The 16,804-nt window shown below is 48.3% G+C and carries 16 protein-coding genes, 5 tRNA genes and 1 other annotated feature; all 21 genes read right to left on the bottom strand.

Annotated elements, in window-relative coordinates; translation table 11 throughout:
- The 21 genes from rpsG to rlmB all read right to left on the bottom strand — a co-directional run bounded on the left by rpsG (position 1) and on the right by rlmB (position 16,794).
- The gene (gene rpsG / locus ABDB91_RS01910; RefSeq protein ID WP_347489928.1) at positions 1-471 is read right to left on the bottom strand and encodes a 30S ribosomal protein S7; all 471 of its coding nucleotides are present in this window, start codon (positions 469-471) and stop codon (positions 1-3) included.
- Positions 472-521: 50 nt separating this feature from the next.
- Positions 522-896, bottom strand: a complete 375-nt coding sequence (rpsL, locus tag ABDB91_RS01905; protein WP_347489927.1) for a 30S ribosomal protein S12 — start codon at positions 894-896, stop codon at positions 522-524.
- A gap of 28 nt (positions 897-924) precedes the next feature.
- On the bottom strand, positions 925-1,176 hold the full coding sequence (locus tag ABDB91_RS01900) for a ribosomal L7Ae/L30e/S12e/Gadd45 family protein (protein ID WP_347489925.1): 252 nt from the start codon (positions 1,174-1,176) through the stop codon (positions 925-927).
- Positions 1,177-1,370: 194 nt separating this feature from the next.
- Complete coding sequence (gene rpoC / locus ABDB91_RS01895) at positions 1,371-4,844, bottom strand: DNA-directed RNA polymerase subunit beta' (protein WP_347489924.1); 3,474 nt, start codon at positions 4,842-4,844, stop codon at positions 1,371-1,373.
- A 32-nt stretch (positions 4,845-4,876) separates the two neighbouring features.
- Positions 4,877-8,374 carry a DNA-directed RNA polymerase subunit beta gene (gene rpoB, locus ABDB91_RS01890; RefSeq protein ID WP_347489922.1) on the bottom strand — a complete coding sequence of 1,166 codons (3,498 nt, stop codon included), beginning with the start codon at positions 8,372-8,374 and terminating at the stop codon, positions 4,877-4,879.
- Positions 8,375-8,674: 300 nt separating this feature from the next.
- The gene (rplL, locus tag ABDB91_RS01885) at positions 8,675-9,055 is read right to left on the bottom strand and encodes a 50S ribosomal protein L7/L12 (RefSeq protein WP_347489920.1); all 381 of its coding nucleotides are present in this window, start codon (positions 9,053-9,055) and stop codon (positions 8,675-8,677) included.
- Positions 9,056-9,123: 68 nt separating this feature from the next.
- The gene (gene rplJ / locus ABDB91_RS01880; protein WP_347489919.1) at positions 9,124-9,660 is read right to left on the bottom strand and encodes a 50S ribosomal protein L10; all 537 of its coding nucleotides are present in this window, start codon (positions 9,658-9,660) and stop codon (positions 9,124-9,126) included.
- 140 nt (positions 9,661-9,800) lie between these two features.
- Positions 9,801-9,956 (bottom strand) — a sequence feature (ribosomal protein L10 leader region).
- Positions 9,957-9,965: 9 nt separating this feature from the next.
- Entirely contained in the window at positions 9,966-10,664 is a 699-nt protein-coding gene (gene rplA, locus ABDB91_RS01875; RefSeq protein ID WP_347489917.1) for a 50S ribosomal protein L1, read from the bottom strand.
- Between the two features lie 47 nt (positions 10,665-10,711).
- Complete coding sequence (rplK, locus tag ABDB91_RS01870) at positions 10,712-11,137, bottom strand: 50S ribosomal protein L11 (protein WP_347489916.1); 426 nt, start codon at positions 11,135-11,137, stop codon at positions 10,712-10,714.
- A gap of 24 nt (positions 11,138-11,161) precedes the next feature.
- On the bottom strand, positions 11,162-11,689 hold the full coding sequence (nusG, locus tag ABDB91_RS01865) for a transcription termination/antitermination protein NusG (RefSeq protein ID WP_347489915.1): 528 nt from the start codon (positions 11,687-11,689) through the stop codon (positions 11,162-11,164).
- A gap of 45 nt (positions 11,690-11,734) precedes the next feature.
- Entirely contained in the window at positions 11,735-12,055 is a 321-nt protein-coding gene (gene secE, locus ABDB91_RS01860; RefSeq protein WP_347489914.1) for a preprotein translocase subunit SecE, read from the bottom strand.
- 23 nt (positions 12,056-12,078) lie between these two features.
- Positions 12,079-12,228 (bottom strand): 50S ribosomal protein L33, encoded by a 150-nt coding sequence (rpmG, locus tag ABDB91_RS01855; protein WP_347489913.1) that lies wholly within the window; start codon positions 12,226-12,228, stop codon positions 12,079-12,081.
- A 144-nt stretch (positions 12,229-12,372) separates the two neighbouring features.
- Positions 12,373-13,575, bottom strand: coding sequence for an elongation factor Tu (tuf, locus tag ABDB91_RS01850; protein WP_347489912.1), 1,203 nt, complete (start codon positions 13,573-13,575; stop codon positions 12,373-12,375).
- A 468-nt stretch (positions 13,576-14,043) separates the two neighbouring features.
- Positions 14,044-14,120, bottom strand: a tRNA-Met gene (locus tag ABDB91_RS01845).
- Between the two features lie 11 nt (positions 14,121-14,131).
- Positions 14,132-14,207 (bottom strand) — tRNA-Thr (locus ABDB91_RS01840).
- Positions 14,208-14,210: 3 nt separating this feature from the next.
- A tRNA-Met gene (locus ABDB91_RS01835) sits at positions 14,211-14,286 on the bottom strand.
- Between the two features lie 85 nt (positions 14,287-14,371).
- A tRNA-Tyr gene (locus ABDB91_RS01830) sits at positions 14,372-14,456 on the bottom strand.
- Between the two features lie 12 nt (positions 14,457-14,468).
- Positions 14,469-14,544: transfer RNA gene (locus tag ABDB91_RS01825), tRNA-Thr, on the bottom strand.
- A 134-nt stretch (positions 14,545-14,678) separates the two neighbouring features.
- Positions 14,679-15,323, bottom strand: a complete 645-nt coding sequence (gene sigH / locus ABDB91_RS01820; RefSeq protein ID WP_347489911.1) for an RNA polymerase sporulation sigma factor SigH — start codon at positions 15,321-15,323, stop codon at positions 14,679-14,681.
- Between the two features lie 225 nt (positions 15,324-15,548).
- On the bottom strand, positions 15,549-16,061 hold the full coding sequence (locus ABDB91_RS01815) for an NYN domain-containing protein (RefSeq protein ID WP_347489910.1): 513 nt from the start codon (positions 16,059-16,061) through the stop codon (positions 15,549-15,551).
- Between the two features lies 1 nt (position 16,062).
- Positions 16,063-16,794 carry a 23S rRNA (guanosine(2251)-2'-O)-methyltransferase RlmB gene (gene rlmB / locus ABDB91_RS01810; RefSeq protein ID WP_347489909.1) on the bottom strand — a complete coding sequence of 244 codons (732 nt, stop codon included), beginning with the start codon at positions 16,792-16,794 and terminating at the stop codon, positions 16,063-16,065.
- Between the last annotated feature and the right edge of the window lie 10 nt (positions 16,795-16,804).

Raw genomic sequence — 16,804 nt, 5'->3', positions numbered from 1 at the left:
CTACCACCTGTAATGAGCAAAAGCCTTGTTGGCTTCCGCCATTTTATGGGTATCTTCTTTCCGCTTCACGGAAGCTCCGGTACTGTTGGATGCATCAATTAGCTCATCTGCCAGACGCTCCCGCATAGTCCTGCCGGAACGTTCCCTGGAATATCGGGTTATCCAGCGAATTGCCAGTGTCTGCCTGCGCTCCGGCCTCACTTCCACGGGCACCTGATAATTGGCGCCACCTACCCGCCTTGCTTTTACTTCCAGCACAGGCATTACATTTTTCATAGCCTGCTCAAAAACTTCCATGGGATCCTTGCCGGTTTTCTCCTGAATGATATCAAAAGCACCGTAGCAAATACTTTCAGCCACGCCTTTTTTGCCATCCAGCATGACCTGGTTTATTAATTTAGTAAGCACTTTGTTGTTGTACACCGGATCGGACATAATATCCCGTTTTGGTGCGGCACCTCTTCTCGGCATTTGTTTTCCCCCCTTGCATATGAAGATGTGTTAAGACAAAAAGCAAAAAATTATTTTTTAGGCCGTTTAGCACCATACTTGGAACGGCCGCGATTCCGGTTCTGCACACCGGCACAGTCAAGCGCACCCCTTACAATGTGATACCTTACGCCAGGCAGGTCCTTGACCCTGCCGCCGCGTACCAGCACCACCGAGTGCTCCTGCAGGTTATGGCCAATACCGGGAATATAGGAGGTTACTTCAATACCATTGGTAAGCCTTACCCTGGCCACCTTACGCAGTGCCGAGTTGGGTTTTTTAGGGGTTGTGGTATATACCCTGGTGCATACTCCCCTTTTTTGCGGGCTTTCCTTTAAAGCAGGGGAAGTGGATTTTTTAATCAAATCCTCTCTGCCTTTTCTGATTAGCTGGTGGATTGTCGGCATATTTTATTACACCTCCTTTGCAATATTATTAATCCTTTATAATTGCCGCTGCAGCACAATCAACTTTAATTCCACATGCTTTGCCCAAGTTTTTCATAGAATCCACTTGAATAACGGGCACTTTTTTTTCATCACAAACTTTAAGGATGGGTCCGGCAACATGTTTATCAGCGTTATCCGCTACATAAACCACTTTGGCTAAATTTTTTTTTAATGCCTTAACGGTTTGCTTGCTACCTACTGTTTTTTCCTTGGCCGCTTGCAGCCGCTTTAAAGGCATAAACCACCCTCCCCAAAATAACACACTTAAACATAATATCACCGGCGATACTCAAAGTCAACAAATTTGCAATGTAATTGTATTTTACCGGAAGCCTGAGGAGAGATGCCCCGGCCGACGGTGCCCAACCGTTTTTTGCCCTGATAAAGCCGGGTCTGCTTTTAAGCGACCCGGCCGATTAACCCCACTATGCGTCAGTCATTTTGTTCCACAGCCGGTCCATCGGGATTGTCCATCTCCTCGGACGGCTTTATCTCAACGTTCCTGTAGCGGCTCATCCCGGTACCGGCCGGCACCAGCTTGCCAATAATGACATTTTCCTTGAGGCCCAACAGCGGGTCCATTTTCCCTTTAATAGCCGCTTCGGTAAGCACCCTGGTTGTCTCCTGGAAAGAGGCCGCCGAAAGGAATGAATCCGTTGCCAGGGATGCCTTGGTAATACCCAGAAGCACAGGCTTACCCTGAGCCGGTTCACCGCCTTCAAGCTCAACCAATCTGTTTTCCTCTTCAAAATCAAACATATCTATTAATCCTCCGGGCAGCAGCGACGTATCTCCCTGGTCCTCAATTCTCACCTTGCGCAGCATCTGGCGGATCATGACTTCAATGTGCTTGTCGTTAATATCCACGCCTTGCAAACGGTATACCCGCTGCACTTCCTGCAACAGATAAATTTGCACTCCATTGGCACCCTTGATTTTCAGCAAGTCATGCGGGTTTACCGAACCCTCGGTCAATTCGTCACCGGCATCCACCCGATCTCCATTTTGCACTTTCAAACGAGCGCCATAAGGAATGACATAGTTGTTTTTACTTCCGTCGTCACTGGTAATATCTATTTCCCGGCGGCCCTTAACTTCTCTTAATTCCACCACACCGCCCTCTTCAGTGACGATAGCCTGGCCTTTTGGTTTGCGGGCCTCAAAAAGCTCCTCTACCCTGGGCAGACCTTGAGTTATATCATCTCCGGCCACGCCACCGGTGTGGAATGTGCGCATAGTCAACTGTGTGCCGGGTTCACCGATGGATTGCGCAGCAATAATACCCACCGCCTCGCCGATATCCACCATGCGCCCGGTAGCCAAATTGCGACCGTAACAATTGATGCACACCCCGTACCTGCTTTTGCAAGTGAGTACCGAGCGGATTTTTACCTTCTTAATGCCGGCGGCCACAATGTTGTCAGCATCCTCGTGCTCAATCACCCGCCCAACCCGTACTATGACCTCGCCTGTTTCGGGATGTACTATATCCTCCAGGGTTATCCGCCCGGCAATGCGATCCTCCAGCCTTTCAATTACCTCGGTGCCGTCTTTGATTTCGGAAACATAGATACCCTCGTGAGTGCCGCAGTCAACTTCCCGTACGATTACATCCTGGGCCACATCCACAAGACGGCGGGTTAAATATCCCGAGTCCGCCGTACGCAGAGCGGTATCGGCCAATCCCTTACGGGCGCCGTGCGTGGAAATAAAGTATTCCAAAACCGTCAGGCCCTCACGGAAGTTAGCTTTAATAGGCAGATCAATAATCCGCCCCGACGGGTCGGCCATCAAGCCCCGCATACCCGCCAGCTGGCGAATTTGCTGAATATTACCGCGGGCACCGGAGTTGGCCATCATATAAACCGGGTTAAATTTATCCAGGGAATCGATCAGCGCATCGGTAACCTTTCTGGTAGCATCATTCCAAATGCCGATTACTTTACGATAGCGCTCTTCCTCTGTGATCAGGCCCCGGCGGTACTGGACCTCTACTTTTCCCACTTGTTTTTCTGCGTCGGCCAGTATTTCTTTCTTCTTTTCGGGAATAATTATATCCGCATTGCCGATAGTTACCCCTGCCTTGGTGGCAAATTTAAAGCCCAAGCCCTTAATTCCATCCAATAGCCGGCCCGTAGCGGAAAAACCAAGCTTACGGTAAGATTCATCCACAATCCGGCTGAGCGCCTTTTTGTCGGCCACCCTGTTAAAATAGCCCAGTTCTTTTGGAACAGCCGAATTAAAAATAACCCTTCCCACAGTTGTTTCTATAATCTCTCCGTCCAACCTGACCTTAACCTTGGCATGGAGACTTACCGCGCCGTTTTCATAGGCTATCGTTGCCTCTTCCGCACCGTTTAATATCTTGCCCTCGCCAAGATCACCGGGCTTCTCTATAGTCAGGTAATAGCTGCCCAGCACCATATCCTGGGTGGGAATAGCCACAGGATGGCCATCCTTGGGGTTTAAAATATTATATGCGGAAAGCATCAACAATCTTGCCTCGGCCTGGGACTCCGCCGATAAAGGCAGGTGCACCGCCATCTGGTCCCCGTCAAAGTCGGCGTTATAAGCGGTACAGACCATGGGGTGAATTTGAATGGCCTTCCCTTCCACCAGCTTCGGTTCAAAAGCCTGAATGCCCAGACGGTGCAGTGTAGGCGCGCGGTTTAACATCACCGGGTGATCCTTAATAACTTCTTCCAGAACGTCCCACACTTCCGGGCGCACACGTTCCACCATACGCTTGGCACTTTTTATATTATGGGCATGGCCGTCATTAACTAATTTTTTCATCACAAAGGGTTTGAACAGCTCTAAAGCCATTTCTTTAGGTAAACCGCACTGGTGCAACTGCAAATTGGGACCGACTACAATTACGGAACGCCCGGAATAATCCACCCTTTTTCCCAACAGGTTTTGCCGAAACCGGCCTTGTTTGCCCTTTAGCATATCGCTCAGTGATTTCAACGGACGATTTCCCGGACCGGTCACCGGACGGCCCCGTCTACCGTTATCAATAAGAGCATCCACGGCTTCCTGCAGCATGCGCTTCTCATTACGCACTATAATATCCGGAGCACCCAAATCCAGCAGTCTTTTCAAACGGTTATTACGGTTGATCACCCGACGATAAAGGTCGTTTAAATCCGAAGTGGCAAACCGGCCGCCGTCCAACTGTACCATGGGACGCAGCTCGGGCGGGATTACAGGCACCACATCCATAATCATCCACTCCGGGCGGTTGCCGCTTTTACGAAAAGCCTCTACCACTTCCAGTCGGCGAACAGCGCGAATTTTACGCTGCCCGGAAACATCACGCAGTTCCAAACGCAGCTCCCGATTCATTTCTTCCAAATCAATTTCTTGCAGCAGCTGCTTGATTGCCTCGGCTCCCATAAACGCCTTAAAATTGCTGCCGTATTTTTCCCTGTGCTCACGGTATTCGGTTTCGGTAAGCAGCTGCTTTTTAAGCAGCGGTGTTTCCATGGGATCGATTACTATATAGGAAACAAAATACAGCACCTTTTCCAACGCCCGAGGCGACATATCCAGCAAAAGCCCCATCCGGCTTGGTATCCCCTTAAAATACCAGATATGAGAGACCGGAGCGGCCAGCTCAATATGCCCCAGCCTTTCCCTGCGCACCTTGGAACGCGTTACTTCAACACCACATCGATCGCAAATTACGCCCTTATAGCGAACACGTTTATATTTACCGCAATGACATTCCCAATCGCGGGTGGGACCAAAAATACGTTCACAGAATAATCCGTCCCGCTCAGGTTTCAAAGTGCGGTAGTTGATGGTCTCGGGCTTCTTAACCTCACCGCTTGACCATGCTCGGATTTGTTCCGGAGAAGCCAGGCCTATGCGAATTCGGTCGAAGTTGTTCAAGTCCAACAAGGACCTCTCTCCCTTCGGGTTTTCTACCTGTTTTAGTAATTCTCCTCATCAGGGTCATAAACGGTCAATTCCTCGTCCAGATCATCTGTCTCATCCAGGTCATCCAATTTACCGTCTTTATCAACAAGAGCATCCTCATCCAGCTCATCAACATCCCCACCCGATTCCTCATCTTCCTCGTCTTCGGGTCCATCATAACTGTCGTCCCGCCGCCGCACCCGATCCTCGTGCAATTCTATACCCAAGTCTTTGGCGGTCTCGGCAATATCATCTTCCGCTTCTTTAATTTCAATTTCCTGGTCATCCTCTGAAAGTACTTTAACGTCAAGCCCAAGGCTCTGCAGCTCCTTGATAAGTACCTTAAAAGATTCAGGCACACCGGGTTCGGGCACATTCTCGCCTTTAACAATGGCTTCATAGGTTTTTACGCGTCCAACAACGTCGTCCGATTTAACAGTAAGTATCTCCTGAAGCGTGTACGCCGCACCATAAGCCTCCAGCGCCCAAACCTCCATTTCACCAAAACGCTGGCCGCCGAATTGGGCCTTCCCGCCCAAAGGCTGCTGAGTCACCAATGAATATGGTCCTGTAGAACGGGCATGAATTTTATCATCCACCAGGTGGGCCAGTTTAAGCATATATACGTACCCAACTGTGATAGAGCTATCGAATGGCTCGCCGGTACGCCCGTCATACAATGTCATTTTACCGTTCGCGGGCAATCCGGCCCTTTCCAGCTGAGCGACAATATCCTCTTCCAGTGCGCCGTTAAATACCGGAGTAGCCACATGTATCCCAAGCGCGCGGGCCGCCCAGCCCAGATGCGTTTCCAACACCTGTCCGATATTCATCCGGGAAGGCACCCCCAGAGGATTAAGCACAATTTCTATAGGCGTGCCGTCAGGCAAAAACGGCATATCTTCCTCGGGTAATATACGTGCCACAACGCCCTTGTTGCCATGCCGCCCGGCCATTTTATCACCCTCGGATATCTTGCGTTTTTGAGCAATATAGACCCGCACCAATTGATTTACTCCAGGCGGCAGCTCATCACCGTTATCCCGGGCGAATACCTTTACATCCACCACTTTACCGGCTTCACCATGGGGTACCCGCAGAGACGTATCTCGCACTTCGCGAGCCTTTTCGCCAAAAATAGCTCTAAGTAAGCGTTCCTCGGCTGTGAGCTCGGTTTCCCCCTTGGGTGTTACCTTACCCACCAGGATGTCCCCCGGACGCACCTCGGCCCCCACACGAATAATACCGCGATCATCCAGGTCCTTTAATATTTCCTCGCCGACATTGGGGATATCCCGGGTGATCTCTTCAGGGCCCAACTTAGTATCACGGGCATCGCATTCGTACTCCTCAATGTGTATGGAAGTAAAATAGTCCTGTTTAACTGTCTTTTCACTAATCAGTATAGCATCTTCGTAATTGTAGCCCTCCCATGGCATGAAGGCCACCAGTATGTTACGCCCCAAAGCCAGCTCACCATTATCGGTGGACGGCCCGTCGGCAATAACCTGACCGGCTGCAATTCTTTCCCCCTTACTAACTATGGGACGCATGTTTATACAGGTACCCTGATTGGACCTGTCGAACTTCAGCAATTTATATTTTTCCGATCTATTATCATCAGTGCGAATAACAATTTCAGCAGCCGTAACCCTTTCCACCACTCCACTGTTACCGGCAAGTTTAACCACGCCGGAATCCCTGGCCGCCTTATATTCAATACCGGTACCCACCAGCGGAGCATCGGTTCTAAGTAAGGGAACGGCTTGCCGCTGCATGTTGGCGCCCATTAATGCCCGGTTGGCATCATCATGTTCCAGAAACGGTATCAACGCAGTGGCTACACTAACCACCTGCTTGGGCGAAACATCCATGTAATCAACTTGTTCCACGGGAGCCACCAATATCTCACTGCCATGACGGGCATTGACACGCGCATCGACAAAATAGTCGTCGTCGTTTAGCGGAGCGTTGGCCTGGGCAATAACCTGATCCTCTTCCTCGTCCGCAGTAAGATATATTATCTCCCCTGTAACCCGTTTGTTCTCCCTATCCACCTTACGGTAAGGTGTTTCAATAAAGCCAAATTTATTAATGCGCGCATAGCACGAGAGCGACCCAATTAAACCAATGTTGGGACCCTCCGGCGTCTCAATGGGACACATCCGCCCATAGTGAGAGTGGTGTACGTCCCGGACTTCAAAACCGGCTCTCTCACGGCTGAGACCGCCGGGTCCCAAAGCGGATAGACGACGTTTGTGTGTCAATTCCGCCAGAGGATTGGTCTGGTCCATAAATTGGCTGAGCTGACTTGAGCCAAAGAATTCTTTAATGGCCGCTACCACGGGGCGAATGTTAATCAACACCTGTGGAGTTATGACATCCACATCCTGAATGGTCATACGCTCCCGCACTACACGCTCCATCCGGGATAAACCAATGCGAAACTGATTTTGCAGCAGCTCGCCCACCGAGCGCAAACGCCGGTTGCCCAGGTGGTCGATATCATCTACCTGCCCCTCACCTTCCATAAGACGCAGTAAATAGTTCACCGTTTCAATAATATCTTGTGCAGTGAGCTCCCGGATAAATTCCCGTTCCTTGGGCACGTCAGCTTTCAAATAAGGATCAAATTCCGTTTCCTGGCTATCACTTTCGGGATAACGGTATAACACCCCGTGTTTAAGCTTTTTCTGAATTTTGTAACGACCTACAACCGCCAAATCGTAACGCTTGGGATCAAAAAAGAGTGTTTCCAGCAGCGACCGGGCGCTATCTACCGTAGGCGGTTCGCCTGGACGCAAGCGTTTATAGATCTCCACCAGCGCGTCTTCTGTGGAATCAGTATTATCCCGGGCCAGGGTTTCCTGAATATGTATATTTTCATTGAACAAATCTGTTATCATAATATTGGATCCATAACCCAAAGCCCTTATCAATACTGTTGCAGTGATCTTTCTGGTACGATCAATACGCACGTGAAGCTGGTCGTTAACATCGGTTTCAAATTCCAGCCAAGCGCCACGATTAGGTATAATAGTCGCGCCATAAAGCTTTTTGCCGCTGGGGTCGTGTGTCTCCGCAAAATAAACACCGGGTGAACGCACCAACTGGCTGACAATAACCCGCTCAGCCCCGTTGATAATAAAGGTACCCTTATCGGTCATCAACGGGAAATCACCCATAAAAACTTCCTGTTCTTTAACCTCACCGGTTTCCTTGTTGATCAGACGTACCTTTACCCTAAGTGGAGCCGCATAAGTAACATCGCGTTCTTTACATTGCTCAACGCCATACTTTGGTTTGCCCAGGTTATAATCAAGAAACTCCAGCACTAAATTGCCGGTAAAATCCTGAATGGGAGAAATATCATGGAACACCTCCCTCAGTCCTGCACTAAGAAACCATACGTACGAATTGCGCTGCACTTCAATAAGATTTGGCAGCTCCAGGACTTCCTGGAACTTCCCGAAATTCCACCTGGTTCTAGTACCCAGTTGTTCAGGATACATCTACAGCACCACACCCCCAAAAATAAGGCATTAATATTAATACAAACAAGGAAAAGCAAGGTATTGTTCTCTTCACAATCCCTCGCTTACTAACAAAATAAAAAAGCTATCTAATGTATTATTTCCATTATTTTTATAATGGATACATTATCTGAACATATATAAAAAATAATACTAGAATATGGTAATTCTACCAATACTCTTTACAATGCGATTTTAAGATTATAACATACTAATTTTTAACTGTCAAGCAAAAAGCCGCATCCAATCGGAAGCGGCTTTTTTTTATTCCGATATCAACTACTTGATTTCAGCAGTGGCACCGGCTTCGGCAAGCTTAGCCTTAAGCGCTTCGGCGTCTTCCTTGCTAATCTTCTCCTTGACAGGCTTGGGAGCACTGTCAACCAATTCCTTGGACTCTTTTAAGCCCAGACCGGTAGCCTCGCGTACCACCTTAATAACGTTAACTTTCTTATCTCCAACGGCTGTTAAAATTACATCAAATTCAGTTTGCACTTCTTCCTCGGCTGAGGCTGCGCCACCAGCCACGGGAGCCGCAACAGCCGCAACGGGGGCTGCCGCACTTACACCAAATTCATCTTCAAAAGCTTTGACCAGCTCGGCCAGCTCCAAAACGGTTAAGCCCTTAACGGCTTCCAGTATTTCTGCTACTTTGGACATTAATATAAACCTCCCTAATTTTTTTCTTATTCAAAAACCACACGGCAACGACGGATATGCAAAACGCCTTAACCCGCCGCTTCGCCGGCTTTTTTCTCTCGCACGGCATCAAGCACATAAACAAAATTCCTCAGCAAGCCCTGCAGAGCACCGGCAAAACCATACATGGGGGCCTGCATTCCGCCCAGCACTTTTGCCAGCAGCACCTCCCGGGAAGGTAAGCTGGCCAGTGCCTTCACTTGTGCTGCGTCAATAACCTGTCCTTCTAAAACGGCCGCTTTTATTTCCAGTTTCTTATACTCTTTAATAAATTCACTCAGTACTTTAGCCGGAGCTACCGGATCATTTATGCCAAAGGCCAGCGCAGTGGGGCCCTCCAAATAGGGATCTACATTTTCGATAGCCAATTCCCGAGCCGCGATTTTAATAATCGTATTCTTAGCTACCTTTAACTCACTGTCCGAATCGCGCATTTTACGGCGCAACTTGGTCATGGCATCAACATCAATACCCTTATAGTCGGCCATAATAATTATTTGCGAAGAACCCATCTTTTCTTTGAGCATTTGCAGCATTTGTTCTTTTTCCTGCTTATTAATAGGCAATATGTACACCTCCTTTTCCAATTCAAATTCTTAATTCGGTTGGGACTCTAGGCCGCTCCGAATTTTAGGAACCGTTATCCGGGGAGCTCAGCACCGCTTATCCGCCTCTTAAAAGTGAAGGTATCGGCGGCGACCGGCCATCGGATAACTAAAAAACCTCCGGCGCAGACGCATATGCCAGAGGCCCGTTTAAGCAAACGCTTAAAAGGTTTAACCCTCCCGGCCTCGGCTGGCGGCATTTAACCATTATGCCCGCAACGGGCGCCTGCTGTCTGCGGCTAGGTATCACTATGCAGCTTAATTTATCAGGCAGTAACTTTCTGGGCGCTAACCTTAACACCGGGCCCCATGGTGGTGGTAATTGTAATACCTTTAATATACTGGCCCTTGGCAGCCGCAGGTCTGACCCGGATAAGCTGGTCGACCAATGCCTTTAAATTCTGGGCAAGTTTTTCAGCATCAAAGGAAGCTTTACCAATAGGAGCGTGAATATTCCCGGCCTTATCCACCCGGTATTCAATCTTACCGGCTTTCACTTCTTGTATAGCCTGGTTAACATCGAAGGTAACAGTACCTGTTTTGGGGTTGGGCATTAACCCACGCGGGCCAAGAATACGACCCAATTTACCCACCATACCCATCATATCCGGGGTAGCAATGGCCACTTCAAATCCCAGCCAGCCTTCCTTTTGAATCTTTTCCACCATATCTTCCGCACCGACAAAATCCGCTCCGGCAGCTTCGGCTTCCTTGGCCTTATCATCCCTGGCAAAAACCAGCACAGTACGAGTTTTACCGGTACCGTGTGGCAACACCATGGCTCCCCGGACCTGCTGGTCGGCATGCCGCGGGTCCACGCCAAGCCTAACCGCGACCTCCACAGTTTCATCAAACTTAGCTTTGGACATGCTTTTGAGCAAGTCAATTGCTTCCTGCGGATCGTAAAGTTTTGCACGGTCAATTTGTTTGGCCGCATCTTGATACCTTTTCCCTCTTTTTGGCATATATTGTACCTCCTTGTGGTATTAACGGAAATGATCCTCCCACATTTTTAACCGGCTACCTCTATACCCATGCTGCGTGCGGTCCCTTCAACCATACGCATAGCCGCGTCAACATCGTTAGCGTTTAAATCCTGCATTTTTAACTCGGCAATTTCCCGCACCTGGGCACTGGTTACCTTGCCTACTTTCTTCTTATTAGGTTCGCCCGAAGCAGTCTCCAGCCCGGCCGCCTTTTTCAGCAGTACCGCCGCCGGGGGGGTTTTAGTGATAAAGGTAAAACTCCTGTCTTCATAAACAGTTATTTCTACCGGAATAATCATCCCCGCCTGCTTGGCCGTACGTTCATTATAATCTTTAACAAATTGCATAATATTAACCCCATGTTGGCCCAGTGCCGGACCCACCGGGGGTGCGGGAGTAGCCTTACCCGCCGGTACCTGCAATTTAATAACTGCCGCTACCCGTTTAGCCATATGTTACACACCTCCTCGCGCTGTCTAATTTATTTTTTCAACCTGATTATAATCAAGCTCCACCGGGGTTTCCCGGCCAAACATGGATATCAATACCCTTAGCTTGTTCTTATCAAGCAGTATTTCCTCAATAACCCCGCCAAAATTCTCAAAAGGCCCGGAGGTCACTCGCACCTGTTCGCCAACATTAAAGTCAACTTTGGTACGCGATTCCTCCATACCCATCGTCCTGATAATTTGCCGGGCTTCCGCTTCTTCCAGCGGAATAGGCTTAGCCCCGCTACCTACAAAACCGGTTACTCCGGGAGTATTACGCACCACGTACCATGAATCGTCGGTCATTATCATTTCCACCAAGACGTAGCCGGGGAAAATTTTCCGTTTGGTAACCTTTTTTTTGCCGTCTTTAAACTCTACCTCGTCTTCCATGGGAACCAAAATACGGAATATCTTATCTTCCATATTCATGGACTCAATGCGCTTTTCCAGGTTCGCCTTAACCTTGTTTTCATAACCGGAGTAGGTATGTATGACAAACCAGCGCTTACTCATAAATATAAGGGACCCGGCGTGAACGCAGGCCCCTCACCCCCTTGACTATTTTATCAGCATACCCATGGCCGAACCGAGAATAATATCAAATACCCAAATTAATACAGCCACAAACACCACCGAAACCAAAACCACCGAAGTATAAATCATGGTCTCCCTGCGATTGGGCCAGTGCACTTTTTTGAGTTCGTTCGTTACCCCACGGAAAAAAGCTCTAGCTTGCTCAATTCGGTTAGGCTTGTTGGCAGCGGCATTCTTTTTGGCCACTTCTTTCCGATTATCTTTTTTAACTAATTCTTTCCCTATGCCTGTGCCTGTGCCTTTATCTTTTTTCATAGACCCTTCCTGTTTTTTGGTCACGGCCACATATGCCACATCCTTAAATATACTTATCTGGTTTCCTTATGCATGGTATGGGTATGACAAAACTTGCAATACTTCTTCAGCTCAATACGATTAGGATCGTTTTTCTTATTCTTGGTTGTTGAATAATTTCTGCGCTTACACTCGGTGCAGGCCAACGTTACTCCCACCCTCACCGGGCCCACCTCCCTAAACTAAAAAAAGACCTTTTGTCCTTTTTTTAAAAATTACCTTATCAACTTTAACACAATTCAAAACAGCTGTCAAGATAAGGGTAGAGAATCGGCATCAACCAATTCTCCACCCCCGCTAAGCTATAACTATTCGTTGATACCGGTAACAACACCGGCGCCCACGGTACGGCCGCCTTCACGAATAGCGAAGCGCAATCCTTCTTCTATGGCAATGGGAGTAATAAGCTCGATATCCATTTTAATGTTGTCGCCGGGCATTACCATTTCCACACCCTCCGGCAGCTGAGCCACGCCGGTCACGTCTGTGGTGCGGAAGTAAAATTGCGGGCGGTAACCATTGAAAAACGGTGTATGCCGGCCGCCCTCTTCTTTGGTCAGCACGTATACTTCCGCGTGAAATTTGGTATGGGGCTTGATGCTGCCGGGTTTGGCCAGCACCTGGCCGCGCTCGATTTCTTTACGGTCTACACCGCGCAGCAGACAGCCTACATTGTCGCCCGCTTCGCCGCGGTCAAGTATCTTGCGGAACATTTCCACGCCGGTAACGACGGTCTTGCGCGGCTTATCCATGAGACCTACGATTTCTACTTCTTCACCTACTTTGACGGCGCCGCGCTCAATACGACCGGTGCCCACGGTACCGCGACCGGTGATGGTGAATACGTCTTCGATAGGCATCAAAAACGGCTTGTCGATGTCACGTTCCGGGTTGGGAATATAGGAGTCTACTGCGTCCATCAGTTCCCAAACGCTTTTGCACCATTCGCAGTCACGTTTGCCGCACCCGCATTCCAACGCTTTTAATGCCGAACCGGTGATTACAGGTATGTCGTCGCCGGGAAATTCGTATTGGCTTAATAGCTCACGCACTTCCATGTCTACCAGCTCCAGCAGTTCGTCGTCGTCTACCTGGTCGGATTTGTTCAGGTACACCACGATATAGGGCACACCTACCTGGCGGGAGAGCAATATATGTTCACGGGTCTGGGGCATGGGACCGTCGGCGGCCGATACTACCAGTATGGAGCCGTCCATCTGGGCTGCGCCGGTAATCATATTCTTTACATAGTCGGCGTGACCGGGGCAGTCTACGTGCGCGTAGTGCCTGGCTGTGGTCTCGTATTCCACGTGGGCGGTATTGATGGTAATCCCGCGCTCTCTTTCTTCCGGTGCGTTATCAATCTCATCGTATTTCTTCACTGTGGCTCCGCCAACTGTCGACAGTATAGTGGTGATCGCCGCGGTCAGCGTGGTTTTGCCATGGTCTACGTGACCAATGGTACCAATGTTTACGTGCGGTTTGGTCCGCTCAAATTTCGCCTTTGCCATGGTTGGTTTTAATTCCTCCTTGCTTTAGCAAAAAATATAAGGTTGGTAGCTATATTGCGCTTGCCAATCACCAATATTAGTCTGGAATATGCCTGGAGCTTGGCCAAATGCAGAACAATGCAAGTAAATTACACAAACTTCCGCCAACCTGACGGAATTATTTCGCATTTTCGCATAATACTATGTATGTTGCAGCATCTCTTTATTATTTCCAATTTTACCACTTTTATTAACCGACAACCAAATACCAAGGAATTTATTCGATAGTTATCAGATAAATCCTTCTTTATAAGTTAAAATTTGATTTCACTGCCAAAAGTCTGTTATTAAGCAATTACAGACTATATATGGCTTATACTATTGCGCATTACAACTGTATATTGTAGATATTTTACTAAAGGGTTCATGCAGCCGAATCAGATTTATAAAAGCAGTTTAAAATGAAAAAACCAGCTTTGTGCTGGTTTCTGGTAGCGGCGCAGGGATTTGAACCCCGGACACTGCGGGTATGAACCGCATGCTCTAACCATCTGAGCTACGCCGCCATATATAAAACTGGAGCCACTAACCGGATTTGAACCGGTGACCTCATCCTTACCAAGGATGCGCTCTACCTCCTGAGCTATAGTGGCATTTGGTTGCGGGGGAGGGATTTGAACCCCCGACCTTCGGGTTATGAGCCCGACGAGCTGCCAACTGCTCCACCCCGCGTCAACATTTAATACTATACCATATCTTAAATCACTATTCAAATGCAAATTATCAAATACAAATTACTATAAGTATATTCAAAGTTTGGTGGAGAGGGCAGGATTCGAACCTGCGAAGGCGTCGCCGGCAGATTTACAGTCTGCTCCCTTTGGCCACTCGGGAACCTCTCCACTAAATTATTCTGGAGCCGGCGATGGGACTCGAACCCGCAACCTGCTGATTACAAGTCAGCTGCTCTGCCAATTGAGCTACGCCGGCACTGGCGACAAAGATTATTATAAGCGAAGTATGTATCTTTGTCAACAGATTGACGCGACAAAAAAACAAATAGAATCCAACAAAAAAAGCCAACTGCCCTAATGAACAGTTCGGCTTTTAAACTTAAAAAAATTTTAGGCCTCGCGCTTCTCCAGATAACGCTCCAATTTTCGCTTTACTCTTTGCAAAGCATTATCAATAGATTTAACATGCCTCTTAAGATCCACGGCAATTTCCTGGTAGGACTTTCCTTCCAGGTAAGACATTAACACTTTCCACTCCAATGAACTTAGTATTTCACCCATCTTTTCTTCAATATCATCAAATTCCTCCCGACTGATAATTAATTCTTCGGGATCGGATATTTTAGAACCTGATATAACATCCAGCAAGGTACGGTCAGAGTCTTCGTCATAAATAGGTTTATTTAAAGAAACATACGAATTTAACGGAATATGTTTTTGTCTGGTAGCGGTTTTAATAGCAGTTATTATTTGGCGTGTAATACATAACTCTGCAAAAGCACGAAAAGACGACAACTTGTCCATCCGAAAATCACGAATCGCCTTATATAGACCGATCATACCCTCCTGGATAATATCCTCACGGTCTGCACCAATCAAAAAATAAGAACGTGCTTTGGCTCGTACAAAATTTTTATACTTATTTATTAAATACTCAAGAGCTGCATCGTCACCCTCACGAGCAAATTCCACAACGTCTTCGTCAATCATTAACTGAAAATCGCTGGAAGCATCCTTTTGGGCGTGTAAATTCAACAATATCCCTCCCGCCGTAATCTCCCCAACGAAACCCACACAGAAAAAAAATACCCCACATCATTTTTTAAGACAACTATATCCAAGCATTTAATCCCAGATAGTACATGTGCTTATAATACCAATTTTTAATCAACTAGCTAGTACATACATTTACAAATCTTATTATAACCATCCCGGGGGAGCTCGTCAAGCAAAAAAGCTCACTGCGCATCCATATAAATCCTAATCTTTTTTTCTTCTCCACTGCTCAAATATTTGGCGAATATGTCCCCCCAGACGATTTTCCAGATAGCTGTCGGTATAATCTTTACGCGCCAATCGCTTCTGATTTTCCTCTCCCGCCTTACGCACCCGCGCCATTAACTCCCCCGGTGTCATGCGATAAGCACCCCGACCAAAGATAACCCTTTGCTCATCCCAATCGGAGGTGGCCACATGAACATTGCCGTCTTTCGGCATATCGCCCACCAATCTTTCAATTAAAGAATCGGCGGTTTCATCTTCCCGGGTGTAAAATACCTGCACTCCATTTGTCTCTTCATATCTTTCCTGATTACCCTTAACCCTGTGCGCGTCAAAAACCACCACCACTCTGTCACCGCTGAACCCGGCGTAATTAGCCAGTATATCTATCAACCGATCCCGGGCATGCTCCAGGCTTTCATCTTTCAGCCCGGCCAATTCCGGCCAGGCATGGACAATATTATAGCCGTCAACCAGAATGTATTCATTCATTTCATTCCCTACTTCTCTGGCGCACCGCATCAAACAGAATTAGCGCCGCCGCCACCGAGGCGTTAAGGGAATTAACCCGACCGGCCATAGGTAACTTTACCAATAAATCGCACTTTTCCCGTACAAGCCGCCCCAGGCCTTTATCCTCCCCACCGATTACTATGGCCAGCGGACCCGCCAGGGGAGCATCCCAAACCAATTGCCGCGCATCGGGATGCGCACCTACCACCCAGATACCCCGCTCTTTAAGTAATTCAATAGTGCGAACCATATTAACCACCCGGGCCACAGGCACAAACTCCACCGCCCCGGCCGAGGACTTAACAACCACCGGAGTTACCGCGGCGGACCGGCGTTTGGGAATAAGCACCCCGTGAGCACCGGCTGCATCGGCGGAGCGAATGACGGCCCCTAAATTATGCGGGTCCGTAACTTCATCCAACAGTATCAGCAAAGGATCAGCGTCTTTTATACCGTCCAGAATATCCTCCAGCTCTGCATATGCATACGGCGCAACCTGGGCAATCACACCCTGATGAACCACACCGGGCGCCATGCGGTCCAAAATTTGTTTAGCCACATTTTGCACGGGCACTTGCTTTTCTCTAGCCAGCTTGATAATATCTGCGGTTGCGGCAGACCTTATATCCCGAGCCAGATATATTTTATTTATGGTTCGGCCGGCCCTGAGCGCCTCGCTCACCGGATTACGTCCAACAACAATTTGCTCCATAGACAATTCT

This window comes from Desulfoscipio sp. XC116, assembly GCF_039851975.1.
In the GTDB taxonomy this organism is placed as follows: domain Bacteria; phylum Bacillota; class Desulfotomaculia; order Desulfotomaculales; family Desulfallaceae; genus Sporotomaculum.
Note: the sequence above shows the minus strand (reverse complement) of the source record. Positions and strands in the feature narration are given on the sequence as shown.

What these genes read in the sequence shown, in the direction of transcription:
- rpsG (WP_347489928.1), bottom strand. Translation starts at nt 471, where the DNA reads ATGCCGAGAAGAGGTGCCGCACCAAAACGGGATATTATGTCCGATCCG.
- rpsL (WP_347489927.1), bottom strand. Translation starts at nt 896, where the DNA reads ATGCCGACAATCCACCAGCTAATCAGAAAAGGCAGAGAGGATTTGATT.
- ABDB91_RS01900 (WP_347489925.1), bottom strand. Translation starts at nt 1,176, where the DNA reads ATGCCTTTAAAGCGGCTGCAAGCGGCCAAGGAAAAAACAGTAGGTAGC.
- rpoB (WP_347489922.1), bottom strand. Translation starts at nt 8,374, where the DNA reads ATGTATCCTGAACAACTGGGTACTAGAACCAGGTGGAATTTCGGGAAG.
- rplL (WP_347489920.1), bottom strand. Translation starts at nt 9,055, where the DNA reads ATGTCCAAAGTAGCAGAAATACTGGAAGCCGTTAAGGGCTTAACCGTT.
- rplA (WP_347489917.1), bottom strand. Translation starts at nt 10,664, where the DNA reads ATGCCAAAAAGAGGGAAAAGGTATCAAGATGCGGCCAAACAAATTGAC.
- rplK (WP_347489916.1), bottom strand. Translation starts at nt 11,137, where the DNA reads ATGGCTAAACGGGTAGCGGCAGTTATTAAATTGCAGGTACCGGCGGGT.
- nusG (WP_347489915.1), bottom strand. Translation starts at nt 11,689, where the DNA reads ATGAGTAAGCGCTGGTTTGTCATACATACCTACTCCGGTTATGAAAAC.
- tuf (WP_347489912.1), bottom strand. Translation starts at nt 13,575, where the DNA reads ATGGCAAAGGCGAAATTTGAGCGGACCAAACCGCACGTAAACATTGGT.
- ABDB91_RS01815 (WP_347489910.1), bottom strand. Translation starts at nt 16,061, where the DNA reads ATGAATGAATACATTCTGGTTGACGGCTATAATATTGTCCATGCCTGG.
- rlmB (WP_347489909.1), bottom strand. Translation starts at nt 16,794, where the DNA reads ATGGAGCAAATTGTTGTTGGACGTAATCCGGTGAGCGAGGCGCTCAGG.